Raw genomic sequence first — 19,298 nt, 5'->3', positions numbered from 1 at the left:
ATCAGCGTGGCTTAGGGTTCAAACTTAAAAGTCAAATGTCGCTGATACTTTTAACGCAGTAGGCTCGCCTGCATTTAAATAACCAGCATCTGCATAGCCACCGACTGATTGCCAATAATCTTCGCCCGTGACATTGGTTACCATTCCTTTTAAAGTGACATTTTGTCCTGCTAGCATAGTTTTATAGCGAGCACCAAGATCTAACGTCGTATAACCGTCAACTTTTAAGGTGTTGGCATTATCAGCATAACGTGGGCCTGTATGAATGATGTCACCTGTTAAGGTGAATCCTTCAAGTGCCGCAACATCATATTCTAGATTAACGTTACTTTGTAAGGTAGGAAGACCGATGACTTTATTACCATCTAGTGCCGCATTACCGGTGTCTTTTTGTTTGGCACTTAAATAACTCACGCCAGCATTTAGGCGTATATTTTCGCTAGGGCTACCAAATACGGTCAGTTCTACGCCTTGGTGACGGTTTTTACCAACAGATATAAAGGTGTTTGAAACATCGATATAGTCACGAGCGGCATCAGTGCGGTACACAGATAAACTACTGCCAATAAGCCCGTTGTCATATTTCACGCCAATTTCGGTTTGTTCGCTCACGTAAGGGTCCAAAGCTTGACCCGCATTGGTGACAGGGGCATTGTTATTTGTCTGAGGGACTGTTTTTCCTGGTGCTAAGCTTTCGATATAGTTACCGTAGAACGACCAGTCCATGCTCGGTTGATAGACAATACCGATACTTGGTGTCCACTCACTTTTATCGTAATGACCAGTTTCTGCCTGCGTATTGGCATCATAGCTAGTCGTTTTTATATTTTGATGACGCACACCTAACGTGGTTTTGAGTTTGTCATCAAACAGCGATATGGTGTCTGCTAGTGCAAAGCTTTGAAACTGCTTTTTGTTGGTTAATTTTGGATCGTCTAAGTTACCACCGAAGGTGGCTGTACTTGTAAAAGGGACTTCAGTGTAGTCGGTAGGGCGGTACAAATTGGTCGCAGGTTGATTGCCAAAATCAAACGCGAATGCACCTTTTTCTTCTTGATCATACAGGTTTGCTGCCAGTACCAAATTATGAGCCACTTCACCCGTTTGTAATTTACCACGTAGACCAAGTTCGGCACTTTGTACCAAATCTTTTCTAGAATTATCAAAACGATAAATCGTGCCCGCACCATCAGCATTATTGACGGTTAAGGTGGCTAATGAATTTTCTTCCTCGCCACTTCGCATGCCATAAGCGCCATAAGCGGTGAGATTATCATTAAAATCATATTCTCCTCGAATGGTACCAAAGACATCTTTTTCATCTGAATACGTCCAAGGCTGCGCCCAATTTTTTGAGCCGTCTGGCGCTTTTGGTATGCTAGAAACAGCACCAAGATTGACACTAGGGCGAGTTTCTTTAAGTTTGTTATCTTGCCAGCCCAAATCTGCTGATAATCGGTATTGCTCGCCTTTATAATCTAGCCCAAGCGCTGCTAAACCTAATGTTGAAGATTCATCATCGATGGCACTATCACCATCTTGATAAGCGGCATTAAAGCGAACGCCAAAAGCATCCTCCGTACCGAAGCGATCACTGACGTCTACCGCCACTTTACCTTGATTACCTTGACCATAACCCAAAGTCAATTGACGCAGTGGATCATTACTAGCGCGCTTGGGTAATAGGTTAATCGTACCACCAGCATTGCCTCCACTGGGCGCAGCACCATTTAGCATGGCAGAAGCACCGCGTTGAACTTCCACACGCTCGAATAGTTCGGTGGAAATATACTGTCTAGGCAATATACCGTATAAACCATTAAACATCGTATCATCTGATGTAGTGATGAAGCCGCGCATAAAGTAAGCTTCTTGAAAGTTACCAAAACCTCTTGCCACACGTACTGTTGGGTCTTTTTTGAGTAGGTCGCCTACACTTTGGGCTTGTTGGTTGGCGATATATTCGTTGGTATATGATGTGGTAGAGAACGGCGTATCCATAATATCTTGATTGCCCAAAATTCCCACACGGCTTCCTGTCGCGACTTGACCACCTTCATAAGCATCTGGCAATCCATCCGCTGATGCGTCAGCACTACTGGTCACCACAATCGTATCAAGCACCACGCTCGGAGTATCAGATTGAGCGTCGACACTTAAATCCGTTTGTGCCAATGCTGCTTGGCCTGCACCTAGTATGATGACTGAGGTAGAAAAACAAGAGTAACATACGGATTTTAATGACAGGGGGTGATGAGAAAAACTCGATGGTTTAAGGTGAAATAAAGCGGAGTATAAGCGAGACAGTTGCATCAATATTTCCAGCACACAAGTTAAATGCTTATTATAATGATAATCATTTCCATTGCAATATATTGCTGCATTAATACTAAATATATTTGTGAGACTACAAAGGGTTGTCCATCAACATTAAAGGGTTTGTCATAGTATTAATGAATTTCAGTCCTATAATATGGTTTGAAAGTTAGCTAGTATTTTTACCAATCTAAGCGGATTAAGCCTTAATACGCCGCATCAAATATAGAAAATATGCCCCCCCAATAATAGCAGCAATGGTGCCTGCAGGTATCTCATAGGGAAATATGAGATAGCGCCCGATCCAGTCCGCTATAACCATTAAGCCTGCGCCTAAGATGGCGGACAATTGAATTTGCCGTTTGAGTTGTACTGCGCCTAAGGTGGTCGCAAGGTGAGGGATCATTAGCCCTACGAAACTCAGTGGACCTACTGCCAAAGTGGAAGCCGTACTGAGTGCTGCTACAAGAATTAGCACCAAACTTTGATATAAGCGCAAAGATACCCCAAGCTCACGAGCCACGCTGCTACCTAAGCTTAATATCTCTAAAGACTTTATCAATAGCAAACTTAATAGGAAGAGTATAAAAGCCAACCCTACTAAAATCCATGCCGTTTCTGGACTAGCAAGATAAGTCGAGCCTGATAGCCAGCTGAGAACCGCTTGTAGCCGTTGATCGCCAGATATTTTTACGAGACTTAATAAACCGCCCATCAATGCGGCAATGGCCACACCAACTAATAATAAATAAGCCGGATTTATACGACGAGCAAGCCATAAGATCAAACTGAGCACGATAGAAGCGCCCAATAATCCTGATAACATAATACCTGTGTAGCCAAAGCTGGGTAGGAAAACAAATGCTAGTACCACGCCTATTGCTGAACCTGAGCTAATACCCAATACTTCAGGGCTGGCCATAGGATTGCGAGTCAAAGTTTGTAGCAGTACGCCGGCAGTGGCTAACATCACCCCAGTGGCAGCAGCACTTAAAGTGCGAGGTAATCTAAAGTCAATAATTAAGTGCCCTAGAGTACTAAGTTGCCAACCATTCGAAGTGGCAGTAAAGACAAGTAAGCCCGCTGTTAGCAGTACTAAAGCCACACTCCAGCCAATTAGGTTAGTGTCACGGCGTTCTGAAACCAAGGTTGGGATAACCTCATCGGTATGTTGGCGACTTTGGGTCATGATCAACCATATAACCAATGGGGCACCAAGTATTGCCGTCATCGCATCAGCAGGGATATTCAGGTTCAGAGAATGTTGTAATAGCGTCGTGGTATTACTGGTAATCCATAATAAAAGCGCTCCAAATACATAACCTAACAGCAGGCGGTAACCAATACGCCGTACCGAAAATATATTAACAAGAGTAGCAGCACCCAAACCAATAAAACCAATAGGACCCACACGACTGACGACTAAAGCAGTCAGTAAAGCCACTAATCCCACTATCAAACCACGAATGAGATTGATAGGTACGCCCAAACTTTTGGCTTGCCTATCGTCTAAGCTCATTATTTCTAGTGGTTTTAATAAAGGGAGTAAGCTAAAAAAAGCAACCACACTAGCGATGATTAATATGACAGATACTTGCCAGTTATTCTGAGTGAGACTACCCGCCGCCCACACCATAACGTTTAAGGATTCTTCAGCATAGTAGATCAGTAATAAGGCGGTAATAGCGCCCAATAGAATATTGGTGACCAGTCCACCGAGTACTAATACCAAAGGATTCATGCGACTAGGAGCGGCTAGAATGAATACAATCGCCATACTACTGAGCGCGCCAATAAAAGCGACCCAAAAACTGCCTCCTAACGCTAAACTAGGCAGAAATAAAGTCACTATCAGCAGTGCCATATTTGCGCCACTACCTACAGCCAATGTTGTGTCTGAGGCCAGCGTATTTTTCACCAGCTGTTGTAATAGAACACTGACCAATCCTAAAAGACCACCAGCAGTCGAGGCTACCAACATAGTCGGTAGGATTTGTAGCTGGATACTCATGTCTGAAAGTGACAATTTAAATGATCGTGTAAACAATTCTAAAAAATTTAGATGCCATAGCTGGTGTACGACCGCGTAACTGCTTACTGCTACCAGCACGATTAAAAAAACGACTATAAGATAAATGCGGTTAGCAGCCAAAAAATTATTTTTAATCATCATAAATCGGTATTGCCTACAAAAGTGACGTTCATTAAACGATCGGCTAAAACATTCATAGAAGCCACGCCACTATTGTTCCATGTTGCAGGAAGTAAGGTGACGCAGCGACCTTTTTTGTTAGATGGATGCTCTTGATCAAAGGAATAACCTAGGCGCTGCCACACTAAGCTGTCTTCTAATTCAAGTTTGAGAAGGTCACTAAGAGGTTCAACGACCACAAGGCAAGTATCGTCATCAAGCTGCGCTAAGTCTCCTAGCATAATGGGCGTAAACCCCCATTCATTGCCCTCTGCCAACGCTACTAGCTGTAATCCCATCGTCTCTAAAGCAGGTTGAAACAAACTGTTATACGAAAACATACGCAAATTGTTGGTATCAGCAAATTGTACGACAGCCAATTTTTTGATATGAGGATAACGCGCATGAAAAGTCTGTCCCGCTTGTATGATTTGTTTCTTACTGGTGTCTAAATAATCTTTCGCGGCTTGGGGCTTATTGATAGATCGGCCCAATTCTAACGTGGGTTCTATAAAGTCCTCCCACTTTGCAATTTTGTTAGGACTGGTCAATTCAATAGAGTGGATAGGCAAATCGCCGTACATAGGACGCAGGTGCGCATAAAAAGCGTTGTCTATTACCAAATCCAAGTCTAGCTGAGAGAACATTTCAGGGTTGGGTTGATAGCGTGTTCCTACGTCGAGAGTCGTATCGGGTATAAGAGGCTTACCGACCCATTCTCTATAGACGGGTTTATCACCCATAGCAACTGGTGGGTATCCCATGGCAGTCAGCGTCGCCGCAATGCCCCAATCGGGCGTCATTACTTTAGGCGATGTTTGACTGTTTAGGCTGGATAATGGAGTAGGCGTGGCGTCAGATGACTGGCAACTACTTAGCAATAAACCTGAGCATAATGCCGCACAGAGCCCAATCGGAAAAGTGAACGCTTTCATATAACCGCTACTTTATGGCTGGTGATAGGGTGGTCTAATAGAGTGAAGTTCACGCCAAATATTGAGCGTAACACCTCTTTCTCCATGGTGTTTTTGACATCATTCATATGGCAAAGTTGACCTTGTTTTAAAGCAATAAACTCATCACAAAATCTTGCCGCTAGATTTAGGTCATGCAGGATAATCACAACACCTAGGCCTTGCTCGTCAACCAATTGACGAATCAGTTTTAAAACTTCTATTTGATAGACAACATCCAGTGCCGCTAGTGGCTCATCTAATAACAGATACTTTGTCTGCTGGGCAAGACACATGGCCAACCATACACGTGCGCGCTCACCACCAGATAATGTAGATACTTGGCGATTTCTAAAAGCATCAACTTGAGTCAGTGCTATGGCTTTTTCTACCTGTTGATGATCATGGGTCGTAGGTTTTTGCAGCCATTTTTGATGAGGGTATCTGCCCAACATCACAAGCTCATAGACCGTAAAAGCACCAGCATCAGGTAGATTTTGCGGTAAATAGGCAAGATGGGTGGCCAGACTTTTAGCAGAAAAGCTTCGCAAATCTTTACTTTCTATTTCAATACCACCTTGCGTGGGTGCCATCTCTCCTGCCATAGCCTTTATAAGGCTGGATTTACCCGAACCATTATGCCCGATGAGCGCATAAAGTTTATTTGGCTCGATAATAAAAGAAGTGGAGTGAAGCAAAACTTTTTTTTGACGTATTAAGCTTAAATTATTGATGTGCATCATAGTGAGCAGTCGAAAGTAAATAAAGTATTTTAAAGAAAGATAGCTAGTTAATGCAAATGATTTTCATTTATTTATGAAAATGAGACAGTTATTGAGCACGCCAATAGACTTTTATAACCATGTCTTGGCGTGATAAACCAAGGATTGCTTTTAATTGTTGTCTTAGTGATTTGATGTCCGCTGCTTCAAGCGCGCCCCAAACCTTGCCAATCTTAAGAGGTAGTGTTGTTAACCTTGCATGTAATAAGCTTATGATTTGTTCAGAAAGATCGGTTGTTGGCGCCTTAATGATATGGAGTAGATTTTCTTTTAGAAAATGCTCATCATGACCTAAGTGCTGACAAAGATTAAGGGTATGTAAATAACTGATGTCTTCTGGTTCTTCAGTAATAGCAATGACAAGGGGCGGCAACGGATTCTGCCAGTTTTCTAATAGATTGGCGACTGTAGGGAGAGAGGTTTCGTCGCAGATTAATAAGCATTGACCTTCAGTGAGGTGTTCTACTTTCTCTGGATAGTCGCGCACTGTTTTTATGGGCATACCGCAGACGAGAGAACGGGCCCAATTACCACCTGGCGTGTCGCCATGGACATACACATCTATCCAAGCTTGAACTGACGCGCTGATTGGATCTCGCCATGCTTTTCGCAGAGTATAATAGCGCTGTAAAGGCTTATCGTTATTTTCCGACTCATTATTTATGGTAGAAAAAACATCAGAATTTAACTCAAATAAATAAGCGTAGCCGGGATGATTGAGTGGAATGTTATCAGGAGCAGTCACCACCAGTCGATACATATTAGGACTGACATAATAACCATCAATCACTCTAAAGTGCTGTTCATGAAGTTTGATCGTACGCTTACCAAGCTTAGTAGCGGATGACTGCAGTAGCGATATATACTGTTCATGTAGTGTCTCAGAATCGCTAATAGGCACGAAAAAATTGATGAAGTATTGATGTTTAAAACTAGAAATATTTTCAGCGAAGCTGTTACTAATAGCTTTACTATCTTTTAATGCGTTAAAGTCATTTTGATAACGATTCATCGTGATAACTTCTAACAGAAGGCCGTCAGGATATAATTCTTGTATTGATACTATATCGTACTCACCGACTGATGCAGGAGTAAAGGCATTGATAAACATCGCAAGTTCATCTTGATGTTCTTCATTAAGATGATGAATGAACATGGATTTATCAGAAAAGGCTAATGGAGTTTTATCGATATCATAACGAGTAAGTGTTTCAGCCATAAATTGTCATCCAAGCCAAAAAATCACATAACGGTTAATTCACATAACAGTCAAGGAGTAGGCATCTAAAAATATAAAGTAGCGGAGAATAGAGATAAAAATAGCAGAGGTTTAATCAATAAGTATTGCTAACCAAGCAAAGAAATATAATATAGCAATCGATAACGTAAATTGAAAACATTCTAAATGTTATTGATAACTATTAACATCTAAATTATTATTACGTTAATACGGTTGACTGTCAATGTATTTATAAATAGGAAGTTGTGATTTTATGTGTAATGGACAAAATTAATGACAAAAAGTAGAAGGTATTCGCTAATGGACATAATTCATGCTATTTGAGTGACTTTGACGCTAGGAAGTCCTTAATAAACCGTAACTTACGGTGTTCATTTAGTCCATGATGACTGTGTAATTGTCGCTTTAATTCACTGAACAAATCTTGAAGAGAATGTGTGGTGTTTGGAATATCTAAATGCTCATATTCTCGATAAGTGAATAGCCAATAACTATTGGTTTGCAGACTATGATAAGCACTTCTAAGACGCTTGTGTGTGTACTATGTTTTATCAGTATCCTTGAGTGGTGCTACGTTCACCAAGATAGTCTTCATAAGTTAAAAACCAATGATCTAAGCGCTCTACGAAGTCCGCTTTGCCAAACTGAACCGCCTCGGGATTGTCGGAGACTCAACACTCTGAGAGAATATAAAAACAGCCACTTCATTGAATCGTATAATATGTTATGAAAATGACTCTGGATAGAATAAGGCAGTTTTCAATGGTAATTTTAAGGTATACCCTATATAGGCTATCATTAAAAATACTATCGCAATTTTCTCTGAAAAATAGCGTGTAAGCACTATTTACTGAGATGTCACTCATATCATTTTATTAAATATTTAATAATCCTTAATAAAGAATATAAGTTATTCATAATATTTTGTTGAAAATGTTATGGAATAGTTATAACCTAATTACTAATAATAAACCATCGGTTTACAGGATGAACCAATATGATTGCCAGTGTAACTGCTTCTCTTGATTTATTAAAGTTGATTACTGCTCGGCCTAATCTAGGATTAAGCGAACTTGCGAGGCTATCTAACACCAACAAATCACGCACGTATAGAATGGTAACAACATTGTGTCAAGCAGGATATGTTTGTCAAAACCCTGACCACACTTACCGTTTAGGTCATCAAGCGTTAATTATTGGGCAAGCAGCAAGACAGCAAATTGATATTTTTAAGATTGCAGAACCTGTAATTGAAAATCTAGCAGAAAGCTTTGACGAGAGTATTCAAATTCGTGTGCGTGAGGGTATGGAAATGATGCAAATATATTCACGTCGGAGTCAGCAAAGTGTGCAGGTTCACAGCGATATAGGTAATTGTCGTCCTTTAGGTAAGGGAGCTTCGGGGAAGATCTTATTGGCATACGCTTCTGAAGAAGAAGTGCAGCTAGGGACTCAAGAGCAACAAAAACTTTACGACGAACTATTGTCACTTAGAGAAACGCAAGTGGCTCACAGTTATTCAGAACTGTCCTCTGACGTTAGCGCTATAGCCGTACCCCTGTTCGACTATGAACAAAATTGTATAGCCAGCTTAAGCGTGAGCATTCCAATGTCGCGTTTAAGCCCAGAGTACGAATCACAACTAACAATAGCACTAAAAGAAGCAGGCAAACGGATTTCTACGGCTTTCGGTGCAGCAATAATTTAAACCAGGGAACATAAAAATAAAGGATTATTATGACCACTCTGACTCAACCAGCTCCTGAAAAGAAAAAACGCTCCTCGAGCCCTACAATCATCATGTTAATCATTGTATTAATTGCAATGTCACTAACTTATATTTTACCTTCTGGACATTTTGAACGTGATGGCAAGTTAGTTGTTCCTAACACTTATCAAACCGTAGAAAAAACCTATGAAGCCAAAGATATCCTTGTTGGTACAGGTTCTGAAGAAAATGCTATGCCTGTAAGCCTTCTTCAAGGGCTCAAAGCAGTTCCTGAGGGTATTGTCGAACAAGCCGACTTGATTTTCATGGTAATGTTTATCGGTGGTATGTTTGGTGTCTTGAGCCATACTGGGGTAATTGATGCAGGACTGGAGCGCTCATTAAGTATCACTAAAGGAAATGTTTATTTATTGGTACCTGTACTAATGATAATCTTTTCCTTAGGAAGTACTTTTATGGGAATGGCGAAAGAATATTTGCTCATTATACCGATGATTGTAGCAATGACTGATCGATTACAATTGTCTCGAGTGACAGGGTTAGCGATTGTCGCATTAGCAGTAAAAGTTGGCTATTTAGCATCATTAACTAATCCTTATGCATTAACAATAGCGCAACCTTTGGCTGGTGTACCTGTGTTTAGTGGTATGAGTATGCGAGTCGCAACATATTTTGTAATGATGACAATTTGCATTGCCTTTGTATTGTGGAATATTCGTCGTGAAAGTCGTGATTTAGGAAATATTCAATACACTTTTGATACTAAGAAACTGTCTTTGCGCCATGTAACGATTCTTATAGCTTTGGCTTTAGGCGTCGTATTTATGGTTTATGGATCTCAAACTTGGAGTTGGAAGGCAATGGAGCTTTCAACTTACTATCTATTTCTGAGTATTGTATTCGCTATCCTTGGAGGAATGGGCCCTAGTGAAACTGCAGATGCCTTTGTTTCTGGAATGAAAAAAGTACTTATTGCCGCCGTTTTAATTGGGTTGGCGACAGCAGTGTCTATTGTCTTAAAAGAAGGCCAAATAATGGATACTATTATTAATTCATTGGTTGGCTTAATTGGAAGTGGCAATAGCTATACATCAGCTTATGCAATGTTTGCTACTCAACTTGCATTAGATGTCGCTATTCCTAGTACCTCTGGACAGGCAGCAGTCACTATGCCTATCTTAGTTCCTGTTGGTCAGATGGTCGGTGTTTCACCGCAGACTACCGTTTTTGCATTCTTAATGGGTAATGGCTTAACTAATGTTATCACCCCAACTTCTAGCGGATTATTAATTTTCTTAGCAACAGCCGAAGTGAGTTGGACAAAATGGGCAAAATACGTTTTTCCGTGCTTTGTTATGTTGTTTATCGCTGCAATTGGTCTACTAACCGTTGCCGTTGCCACAGGGTACTAATATGTCAAAATTACTTTTTAATCAAAAAGTCGCTATGCGGGACGGGGTTCAGTTAGCCACTGATGTTTATCTACCAAACAATTGGACGTTAGGAGAAAAGCTACCTGTTGTTTTGGAACGCACCCCTTATGATAAAACAGCACAGTCACGTTCTGAAATTAATCGTGACGGGCATGAATTAAATCGGTCGGAAATAGCTCAAGTATTTAATGATATTGGAATTATTGTTATCTATCAGGATTGTCGGGGACGTTACGCATCAGAAGGGGTTTTTACTAAGTACTTAAATGAGGCGGAGGATGGTTACGATACGTTAGTCTGGATAGGAGAACAACCTTGGTTTAATGGTGATGTGGGAACTATGGGTCTATCCTATGCAGCACATACTCAACTGGCAGTAGCATGTATGAATCCACCGTATTTAAAAACTATGGTGCTAGATTCAGGCGGATTCCACAATGCCTATCAGTGCGGTATTCGTCAAGGCGGCGCTTTCGAGCTTAAGCAATTAACATGGGCCTTTAAACAGGCCCAAAATAGTCCACAAGCAAAGGCTAGTTCTATCATTAATGAAGCATTACAAGCGCAAAATATTCATGATTGGTTTGCTAAAACACCGTGGTTAAAAGGTCACTCACCTGTAAGCAGTGTTCCTGAATATGAAAACTATCTACTTGAGCAGTGGCAGCACGGTAATTTCGATGAGTTTTGGAAGAAGATAGGCATTTATGCCTTAGGATATTTCGATCAGATTCCTGATATCCCTGTATTGTGCATGTCGAGTTGGTATGATGCTTATGTTTCTTCTACATTAGATAACTATAAAGCCTTATATAGCGAAAAAACAGCTGAACAAGAACTCATCATGGGGCCTTGGCTGCACGGTGATAGAAATATTGCCCACAGCGGAGATGTGCATTTCGGTAAGAGTGCCTTTTTTGATGGGAATGTAGCTCCGACGTGGTTAGACTACCGAGTACAATGGTTTAAACGTCATTTACTTGGTGAGCAACAGGCTAAACAGTCGTCTGTTAAGATATTCGTCATGGGTGGTGGGTCTGGTAATAAAAATACAGAAGGTCGTTTGGATCATGGTGGTTTTTGGTTAAATGATAATCAGTGGCCACCTAGTGGAACAAAGCCAGAAATATGGTACTGCTCTAAAAATATGCAGCTTATTGATAATATACCTTCATCTGCTGAGCTACGCTTGATTGCTAATCCTAATCATCCCGTACCAACGATTGGCGGATCCATAACTTCGGGTAAACCAGTTTATATAGGTGGTGCATTTGATCAGCGAGAACGTTCAGATTTTTTTGGCACTGATGGTACTAACCAACCTTTATCTGCACGACAAGATATTCTTTGCTTTCAAAGCGAGCCACTTGAGAACGATATCTTAGTAGCAGGTGAAATAGAAGTTAAAGTCTGGTTGGTGTCTAATGCCCCTGATTGCGATATTACTGTCAAATTATTAGATGTTTATCCTCCAAGTAACGATTATCCTGAGGGGTTCTCGATGAACTTGACTGACGGTATTATGCGTGCTCGTTATCGCAACAGCTGGGAAAATCCAGAATTAATGACGGGTGAGCCAGTTTGCTTGACTGTAAAACCTTTTGCTACTGCAAATTTATTTAAAAAAGGGCATCGTATTCGTCTGGATATTGCAGGTAGTAATTTCCCGCACTTTGACTGTAACCCTAATAGTGGTGAGCCAGAAGGTCAAGCCCGTGTTAAACGCATCGCTGAAAATAGAATTTTTGTTGGAGGGGATAAAGCCACACAAATTTGTTTACAAGTAAAGAGATATGTTACTCAATAATTGTAGATGATATTTTGATAGAGCTTATATAAATACAAAAGGGAATGAACCTCCACGAGAGCCTATTCCAAAGTCTGTGTAACTTTCCTTTAGATTAAGTATATACATAAAATCACGGAATGGCTCTCGCCATACTCTAGTTATCGCTCAACTACTTTGTCGTAAATCATATCAGTTAATATGATCAGCTCGAAGCCAGTATAGTGTACCCAATACGACTAAAATATGTATTGCAGGTACACCATGAAGCACGCGGCGACTATCTTGGAGAATTAAGACGGTGACAACATTAGACTATACTCAAAACATAAATCCTCTAAACGATAACCTATCTATCATTAGACTTGTTTGTATTATTAAATGATAGTAATATCTTGATATTATCAATGAACATTAATTATTAAGTCTAAGTAATAGAGGTGGCGTTATGACTGTTCGTATTTATGTGAGAGCCAGCACTAAGGATCAAGACGCTAAGAGAGACTTGTCTGACTTGATTACCTTTAGCAAAAGCTATGATGATAGCTATGCTGAATATATTGAGCATTTTAGTGGCACAAAGCTTGATAGACCTGCATTAGCTAAGCTACTCAATGATGCTGAGCAAGGTGATATCTTATTGGTTGAAAGCGTGGATAGATTAAGCAGGCTATCTCAAGATGACTTTGCGATTCTAAAGCAGCGTATAAAAGACAAGGGCTTACGCTTGGTGGTGGCAGATCTACCAACGACACATACAGTTAGCGAGGGTATGACAGGCGACATACTAAGAGTAATTAACGATATGCTGATCGATTTGTTAGCAACAATGGCAAAGCTTGATAACGATAAGCGTAGAGAGCGTATTAAACAGGGATTGGCTAACAGTGGCTATAAGCCCACTGGTAAGAAGCCTAATACAACGAAACACAATCGTATTAGAGAATTAGACAGTCAAAACAATATGACAAAAGAGGAAATCGCTAAGGCGGTTGGTGTTGGAGTGGCTACCATTTATCGAGTGTTAAAGCAGGGCTAATAGCTGAGGTATTTTAAATATTAGCCTATCATTTTTATGATCATTACTATATTTTGGAAAATACTGCACTTCGTGACCACTCATCCTTATTCAAAATGAACCCTTAGATATTTAGGCTAGTAGCACCAATGGTTTGAGTGAATAAGATAGTCTTAGTGTACTTAGCGAAGGTTAATGATATCAATGGCTTTACTCCCTAAAATAGTCTCAATATACTTCGTTATGTACATGCAGTGAGCTTTTGGTCATTATTTTTATTTACCATAAGCCCCGTTGTGGGAATAAGGAATACTGCTTGATACCTAACAACAAGCCTAATGGTTAGGTATCAAGCTCTTTGCTAAGCTTTTAATATCGCTAGTCTCAACAGGATCTAATTACTCGGCATACCATAGTGATCTGCGATTAGCTCAACAGTACGTGATTGGGCGCGTCGCGAATAACCCTGAACAACCAGCATTATCTCATCGACACCTGTCTGTTTCTGAAGACGCTCTAAATCTTCTGCCACCTCGGCAGCAGTGCCATGTAAAGTTTGATTGGTATACTGCTCAATAATCTGACGCTCTTGCGTGTTACCTTGAAAAGCGGCGACTTCATCTGGAGGAAGTAGGGTAAAAGGCTTACGCTGGAACATTCTTAACATTGCCATGGCAGACGAAGTTGACTGGCGACGAGCTTCTATCGGATCTTCATTCGCAATCGCGCCAATGCTGACCAAACTGTATGGCTTGGCTAGGAATTGTGATGGACGGAAATTCTCTCGGTAAATGCGTATCGCATTTAAGACATCAGCACTGCCAAACTGTAGAGCGAACGCATAGGGTCTGCCAAGCTGTGCTGCCATATGGGGTGAATAAGTCGATGAACCTAGAATCCAAACATCAGTGGTAGTCTTCGATGGCGGCACTCGGTTTTGCTCAGCCTGCCATGGGCCTGGCACCGCATGAATCTCATTATAAGGATGGTCTTTTGGGAAGCTGTTTTCTAAAAAGCCCAACAATTCTGCGACTTGCTGAGGAAACTCATCGTTCGCCGCGTGATGACGACGCAAAGCTGACGCCGTTGCGCCATCGGTACCTGGCGCCCTTCCCAAACCCAAATCGATTCGTCCTGGCGCTAGCGCATCGAGCATACCAAATTGCTCAGCAACGACCAAAGGCACATGATTCGGTAGCATGATACCGCCTGCACCAAGCCTAATGCGCTTGGTTTCACCAGTCAGCCGAGCAACCATCATCTGCGGAGAAGGAACCGCAGCACCCGGCATGGCATGATGTTCAGACATCCAAAAGCGCTCAAAGCCTCTACTATCTGCCAGTTTTGCAAGAGCAATCATCTCCTGAAAGGTGTCCTCTATCGTGTGACCAACACCCGTGAAGGCATTGTCGAGCACCGAAAGAACAAAAGGGGCGTTGCCAGAATTATTTGGAATATTCATAAACGATCTCAGTTATACCGTATTGATGATGTATGGCAACACACTTTGGGTATTGCCATACAAAGAAGAATTGAAAAACGACTTATCTAAAACCAATTCTAGAATTTGTAGTACTGCCCATCATTAGGAACAAGCACACGTTGTTTATCCAGATGTTTTTCCTCGATAAAGCGGCGCAGCTCTGCTTTCGTTAGCGTGGCATGATTGACCGTATCCATGTGCACATTAATTATCTGAGCATTAGGAGAGAATTTATACGCACGGTATACATCGTCTTTGCCCATAATGATAGAATCATCGACAAAACCAGTCATCTTCGCATAACCTGTATTGAGGACGACCGCATCAGGTTTGTAGCGAGTAAGCGCATTCTCTACTTCCTTATCCCAAATGGTATCCCCTGCTACATAAACGGTCTTATAGCCTGACTTCTGGAATACAATACCCATCGTCTTACCAAGTCCTTCGGCAAGGGCTGGTATTTTGTACATTGCATCAGTACCGTGCTGTCCGATGGTTTTGTTGATTCTAGTACCTTTAAACACAACACCTTGCTCAGTCAATACTCTGACATCAGTAAAACCATCTTTACGCACGGTTGCCGCATCGGCTGCATCTTGGGTAAAAATTGGCATGTCACGAGGCACAAGGTTACGTGCGGCATCATCCCAATGGTCAGCATGGAGATGCGTTAAAATAATGGCATCCGCCTTAAGTACCTCTGCAACAGACATCGGCAAATCTACCATTGGATAACGGATTTCGCTATTGACTGTGCCTTCAAACCCTGGATAAGCGTTTTTAGCCGCTAGCATCGGATCCACTAAAAACGTGGTGCCAGCATAATCAAGCTTAATCGTGGCATTACGGATTTGCTGAAATTGAACGGTATTGGCAGCCGTCTGTTTTACCGCGTTAGAATTTGCTGCTGGACTAGCAAAGGTGGTACATGCCGTTAACAACATCACGCCACTTAACAGTGTGGTGCCAGTCAGCGATTTTACTATATTCATAATAGCTACCTTATTGAGGAAATTCTTCTTAATGGGAATAGGGTTTAAGAGTCTGTTTGATGACTAAATCATAATTTGATTAACAACTCTGGATTAACGTGCAATCCACGTTTGGGTATCAATCACTTCGCCATACAGAAACTCAATCGCTGCCATGATGGTGGCATGAGCCTGAGCGGCGGGTACGGTCGTACCATTAAATTCAAGATCAAGCGTGGCACAGGCATCATGAACCGTAGTGGTTGTATAACCAAAGTCCACTGCAGCACGAACGGTGGCATCCACACACATGTGGCTCATAGCGCCAATCACGGTCACGTCTTTAATTCCTTTTTCATCAAGCAACTCTTTAAGAGAAGTCTCTCGGAATGAATTGGGATAATGCTTCACAACGACGGCTTCACCCTCTACAGGTTTTACCTTTTCATTGATTGCTACACCATCGCTACCAGGCGTAAAGATTGGTGCATCAGCAGAAGGCATTTCATGACGAACATGAATGACGGTATGGCCTTTTTCTCTAGCAGACTCAATCACCAAAGCTGCATTATCAGCGGCTTCGTTAATACCGACGAGTGATAACTTACCTTGCGCGAAATACTCATTTTGGATGTCTACAACGATAAGTGCTTGTGAGTTCATGATAGTGCCTCTTTGTTTATGGAAGTGAATGTATAGACGTATATTTTACAAGCACTGTGCTACACTAACGAGTGGCTACATCGACACATTAGAGGTTAATAACGACACATGAATGAAAAAAATAAGATTGAAATCGGCTTGGTCGTTTATGAGAAGGCTCAAATGGCGGCTGTCCTTGGGCTGACTGATTTATTAGTGGTTGCCAGTAAGATTGCCGCCAAACGTCAAGATACAACCGAACTGCCTTTACAGGTCAGTCACTGGGAGGTTAAAGACTCTGATTTGCATCCTATTTGCACTTTTTCTAGCGATCCCGATAGTGTTGGACAATTAGCAGCCGTCATTATCCCGCCAACGTTAGAAGCACTGATTGCAAAGCAAGCAGCAGCGCCTTGGCTGGAATGGCTGAAAGAGTTGCACTCGACAGGTGTGATATTGTCATCCGTTTGTGCTGGTGCTTTTTTACTGGGTGAAACAGGGCTACTATCCAAGCGCAAGGCAACCACGCATTGGGGTTATGCAGAGAGCTTTAAAAGCCGTTTTCCTGATGTGGAGCTTGATGTCGATCGCATTATTATCGAAGACGGTGATATTGTGACCGCTGGTGGCGCGATGGCTTGGACGGATTTAGGGCTTAGGATGGTTGATCGTTTTCTTGGCTCACAGGTGATGAATGAGACCGCTCGTGCATTGTTGATTGATCCCTCAAGGCGTGAACAATGTTATTACAGTGCCTTCTCACCCAACCTCACGCATGGTGATACTGCCATATTAAAGGTACAGCATTGGCTGCAAAAAACAGAGGCGCAGGATATTGATTTGTCCACACTAGCCAATTGTGCGCAGTTAGAGGAACGCACTTTTCTGCGTCGTTTTCATAAGGCGACAGGCATGACATCAACAGAATACGGTCAACGATTACGCATCGGAGAAGCAAAAGATTTTCTACAGTTCTCTTTAACGCCTGTTGAGCAAATTGCATGGAAGGTGGGTTATAGCGATGTCAGTGCGTTTCGTAAAATATTTAAGCGCATTGTTGGTTTGACACCAAGTGAGTATCGGCGGAGATTCAATACGAATAAAGAATGAGCTATGCTGAAGAAACCGTAGAGATAAACTTGGTAAACTAAGCACAATAACCGGATTTTACCATGACCAAGAAGATCAGAACTTATAGTACAGAATTCAAAGCCGAAGCCGTCAAGAAAATAGCAGACAATAAGGGTAATATTTCAGCTACCGCAAAGCAGCTCGGTATCGCCATGCAAACCTTATCCAACTGGCAGAACAAAGCCAACCAAGGCAAGCTAGTCGGCACAGAGCAATATGATCCACAGCTTATAGCCGTACTAGAAGAGAATAATTGCCTCAAGCGACAACTTAAAGTTGCCGAGGAGGAACGAGAGATATTAAAAAAGGCGACGGCGTACTTCGCCAATGAGGAACGTTAAGAAACAGTCTGGGAGACTATTTTAGTGACGCAAGTCGAAGGGCTATGCTTGCAGTGACAGTTAGTAAGGTACGCCTTTATTAAAGACAATCAGCAACTCTTTCGCATCAGTAGCATGTGCCGTGTACTAAAGGTTAAACCCTCAAGCTATTATGACTGGATAAATCGTGATATTAGCGACCAACAGATACATCGCAACCATTGTGAACTATTGGTTAAAGCCGCTCACAGTGAAACTCGTGAGCGCTACGGTGTTGATCGACTGCATGCAAAGCTAACCGAGCAAGGGTTTGATATTAGCTTATACATGGTTAGAAGTATCAAAGAAGAACATGGCATCAAATGCCGTCGCCACAAACGCTTTAAGGTCACCACGAACTCAAACCATAATAAAATGGTTTATCCAAACGTGTTGGATCAGAAGTTTGATGCCAAGCGTCCCAATGAGTCTTGGGTCAGTGACATTACTTATATCTGGACACATGAGGGCTGGCTGTACTTAGCAGGGGTCAAAGATTTATACACTAAAGAGCTTGTCGGCTACGCTATCAATAAACGCATAACAGCAGATTTAGTATGCCGTGCACTCAATATGGCAATCAAAAATAAAGGGCCAAGCCAAGGGCTGATTGTACATTCAGACAGAGGCAGTCAGTACTGTAGCCATGCCTACCACAAGATCATCAAACAGCATCTGTTTACAGGCTCAATGAGTGGCAAAGGTAATTGCTATGACAATGCACCAATAGAAAGCTTCTGGGGCATATTGAAGAATGAGCTGGTATATCACCAAGACTATAAAACAAGGTTTGCAGCCATCAGTGATATCATTGGATATATTGAGCTGTATTACAACCAAACTAGAATTCAAAAGAGTTTAGGCTATAAATCGCCAAGACAGATGTGGTTTGATTATTATCGTCAGGCTGCGTAACTAAAATCTCCCAAGTTTAACTGTACGGATTTGACGGCAGGGGTCAGCTTGCATCATGGTGATAAAGACAGCGACGCTGATACTTTTACTGTGCCTGCTGACCCTATTCGTCAGCGCTATCATGGCATCGAAACCTTTAATACCTTATATGGTGGTGAATACTTATTTATTCCAAGTTTGTCAGCACTAAAATGGATTAGCGAGCTGTCGTAATAGGATAATAATCCTACAGGTTTAGTACATTTTATTACTTATTTATATCTTACAATTGTTCGCCATTTAGATAAAAAGTTATAGCTTTTTATCTTTCTCGTTGCTATTTAACCATTTCAACACCCCAACTATTACA

At 41.7% G+C, this 19,298-nt stretch carries 14 protein-coding genes and 1 pseudogene; 7 read left to right on the top strand and 8 right to left on the bottom strand.

Annotation, left to right across the window (positions count from 1 at the left end; translation table 11 throughout):
- Positions 1 to 24 precede the first annotated feature (24 nt).
- The 5 genes from ACMHKH_RS11420 to ACMHKH_RS11400 form a co-directional block, all read right to left on the bottom strand.
- Positions 25 to 2,313 (bottom strand): TonB-dependent receptor, encoded by a 2,289-nt coding sequence (locus ACMHKH_RS11420; RefSeq protein WP_413520762.1) that lies wholly within the window; start codon positions 2,311 to 2,313, stop codon positions 25 to 27.
- Between the two features lie 202 nt (positions 2,314 to 2,515).
- Positions 2,516 to 4,486: a Fe(3+)-hydroxamate ABC transporter permease FhuB gene (gene fhuB, locus ACMHKH_RS11415; RefSeq protein ID WP_413520766.1), complete on the bottom strand. Its 1,971-nt coding sequence runs from the start codon at positions 4,484 to 4,486 to the stop codon at positions 2,516 to 2,518.
- On the bottom strand, positions 4,486 to 5,442 hold the full coding sequence (locus ACMHKH_RS11410) for an ABC transporter substrate-binding protein (protein ID WP_413520761.1): 957 nt from the start codon (positions 5,440 to 5,442) through the stop codon (positions 4,486 to 4,488). Before ACMHKH_RS11410 ends, fhuB begins: the two co-directional genes overlap by 1 nt.
- Positions 5,439 to 6,200 (bottom strand): ABC transporter ATP-binding protein, encoded by a 762-nt coding sequence (locus tag ACMHKH_RS11405; RefSeq protein ID WP_413520765.1) that lies wholly within the window; start codon positions 6,198 to 6,200, stop codon positions 5,439 to 5,441. The genes ACMHKH_RS11410 and ACMHKH_RS11405 overlap by 4 nt, the downstream gene beginning before the upstream one ends.
- Positions 6,201 to 6,291: 91 nt before the next feature.
- Complete coding sequence (locus ACMHKH_RS11400; protein ID WP_413520760.1) at positions 6,292 to 7,461, bottom strand: siderophore-interacting protein; 1,170 nt, start codon at positions 7,459 to 7,461, stop codon at positions 6,292 to 6,294.
- A 1,018-nt stretch (positions 7,462 to 8,479) separates the two neighbouring features.
- Here ACMHKH_RS11400 and ACMHKH_RS11395 point away from each other — a divergent pair.
- The 4 genes from ACMHKH_RS11395 (at position 8,480) to ACMHKH_RS11380 (ending at position 13,469) form a co-directional block, all read left to right on the top strand.
- Entirely contained in the window at positions 8,480 to 9,190 is a 711-nt protein-coding gene (locus ACMHKH_RS11395) for an IclR family transcriptional regulator (protein ID WP_413520759.1), read from the top strand.
- Between the two features lie 29 nt (positions 9,191 to 9,219).
- Positions 9,220 to 10,623 (top strand): YfcC family protein, encoded by a 1,404-nt coding sequence (locus ACMHKH_RS11390; protein ID WP_413520758.1) that lies wholly within the window; start codon positions 9,220 to 9,222, stop codon positions 10,621 to 10,623.
- A 34-nt stretch (positions 10,624 to 10,657) separates the two neighbouring features.
- Positions 10,658 to 12,451: a CocE/NonD family hydrolase gene (locus ACMHKH_RS11385; protein ID WP_413520757.1), complete on the top strand. Its 1,794-nt coding sequence runs from the start codon at positions 10,658 to 10,660 to the stop codon at positions 12,449 to 12,451.
- 427 nt (positions 12,452 to 12,878) lie between these two features.
- Positions 12,879 to 13,469: a recombinase family protein gene (locus tag ACMHKH_RS11380; protein WP_413520756.1), complete on the top strand. Its 591-nt coding sequence runs from the start codon at positions 12,879 to 12,881 to the stop codon at positions 13,467 to 13,469.
- A gap of 373 nt (positions 13,470 to 13,842) precedes the next feature.
- On the opposite strand, the gene ACMHKH_RS11375 is transcribed toward ACMHKH_RS11380, so the two are convergent.
- The 3 genes from ACMHKH_RS11375 to ACMHKH_RS11365 all read right to left on the bottom strand — a co-directional run bounded on the left by ACMHKH_RS11375 (position 13,843) and on the right by ACMHKH_RS11365 (position 16,565).
- Positions 13,843 to 14,910 carry an LLM class flavin-dependent oxidoreductase gene (locus ACMHKH_RS11375; RefSeq protein ID WP_413520755.1) on the bottom strand — a complete coding sequence of 356 codons (1,068 nt, stop codon included), beginning with the start codon at positions 14,908 to 14,910 and terminating at the stop codon, positions 13,843 to 13,845.
- A 98-nt stretch (positions 14,911 to 15,008) separates the two neighbouring features.
- Entirely contained in the window at positions 15,009 to 15,923 is a 915-nt protein-coding gene (locus tag ACMHKH_RS11370; RefSeq protein ID WP_413520754.1) for an MBL fold metallo-hydrolase, read from the bottom strand.
- 93 nt (positions 15,924 to 16,016) lie between these two features.
- Positions 16,017 to 16,565: a cysteine hydrolase family protein gene (locus ACMHKH_RS11365; protein ID WP_413520753.1), complete on the bottom strand. Its 549-nt coding sequence runs from the start codon at positions 16,563 to 16,565 to the stop codon at positions 16,017 to 16,019.
- Between the two features lie 108 nt (positions 16,566 to 16,673).
- Between ACMHKH_RS11365 and ACMHKH_RS11360 the strand changes: the two genes are divergently transcribed.
- From ACMHKH_RS11360 to ACMHKH_RS11350, 3 genes and pseudogenes are all read left to right on the top strand, one after another.
- Positions 16,674 to 17,654: a GlxA family transcriptional regulator gene (locus tag ACMHKH_RS11360; protein ID WP_413520752.1), complete on the top strand. Its 981-nt coding sequence runs from the start codon at positions 16,674 to 16,676 to the stop codon at positions 17,652 to 17,654.
- A gap of 62 nt (positions 17,655 to 17,716) precedes the next feature.
- Positions 17,717 to 18,949: pseudogene (locus tag ACMHKH_RS11355) on the top strand (IS3 family transposase).
- 30 nt (positions 18,950 to 18,979) lie between these two features.
- Positions 18,980 to 19,162 carry a hypothetical protein gene (locus ACMHKH_RS11350; protein ID WP_413520751.1) on the top strand — a complete coding sequence of 61 codons (183 nt, stop codon included), beginning with the start codon at positions 18,980 to 18,982 and terminating at the stop codon, positions 19,160 to 19,162.
- The last annotated feature ends 136 nt before the right edge of the window (positions 19,163 to 19,298 follow it).

It is taken from the genome of Psychrobacter glacincola (genome assembly GCF_965118485.1).
GTDB classification, from domain to species: domain Bacteria; phylum Pseudomonadota; class Gammaproteobacteria; order Pseudomonadales; family Moraxellaceae; genus Psychrobacter; species Psychrobacter glacincola_D.
The sequence above is the reverse complement of the archived record's forward strand: the minus strand, read 5'-3'. Positions and strand labels throughout refer to the sequence as shown.

Excerpts from the sequence above, each read along its gene's own strand:
- ACMHKH_RS11385 (WP_413520757.1), top strand. The coding sequence starts at position 10,658 with ATGCGGGACGGGGTTCAGTTAGCCACTGATGTTTATCTACCAAACAAT.
- ACMHKH_RS11410 (WP_413520761.1), bottom strand. The coding sequence starts at position 5,442 with ATGAAAGCGTTCACTTTTCCGATTGGGCTCTGTGCGGCATTATGCTCA.
- ACMHKH_RS11365 (WP_413520753.1), bottom strand. The coding sequence starts at position 16,565 with ATGAACTCACAAGCACTTATCGTTGTAGACATCCAAAATGAGTATTTC.
- ACMHKH_RS11420 (WP_413520762.1), bottom strand. The coding sequence starts at position 2,313 with ATGCAACTGTCTCGCTTATACTCCGCTTTATTTCACCTTAAACCATCG.
- fhuB (WP_413520766.1), bottom strand. The coding sequence starts at position 4,486 with ATGATTAAAAATAATTTTTTGGCTGCTAACCGCATTTATCTTATAGTC.
- ACMHKH_RS11380 (WP_413520756.1), top strand. The coding sequence starts at position 12,879 with ATGACTGTTCGTATTTATGTGAGAGCCAGCACTAAGGATCAAGACGCT.
- ACMHKH_RS11400 (WP_413520760.1), bottom strand. The coding sequence starts at position 7,461 with ATGGCTGAAACACTTACTCGTTATGATATCGATAAAACTCCATTAGCC.
- ACMHKH_RS11390 (WP_413520758.1), top strand. The coding sequence starts at position 9,220 with ATGACCACTCTGACTCAACCAGCTCCTGAAAAGAAAAAACGCTCCTCG.
- ACMHKH_RS11375 (WP_413520755.1), bottom strand. The coding sequence starts at position 14,910 with ATGAATATTCCAAATAATTCTGGCAACGCCCCTTTTGTTCTTTCGGTG.
- ACMHKH_RS11395 (WP_413520759.1), top strand. The coding sequence starts at position 8,480 with ATGATTGCCAGTGTAACTGCTTCTCTTGATTTATTAAAGTTGATTACT.
- ACMHKH_RS11405 (WP_413520765.1), bottom strand. The coding sequence starts at position 6,200 with ATGCACATCAATAATTTAAGCTTAATACGTCAAAAAAAAGTTTTGCTT.
- ACMHKH_RS11370 (WP_413520754.1), bottom strand. The coding sequence starts at position 15,923 with ATGAATATAGTAAAATCGCTGACTGGCACCACACTGTTAAGTGGCGTG.
- ACMHKH_RS11360 (WP_413520752.1), top strand. The coding sequence starts at position 16,674 with ATGAATGAAAAAAATAAGATTGAAATCGGCTTGGTCGTTTATGAGAAG.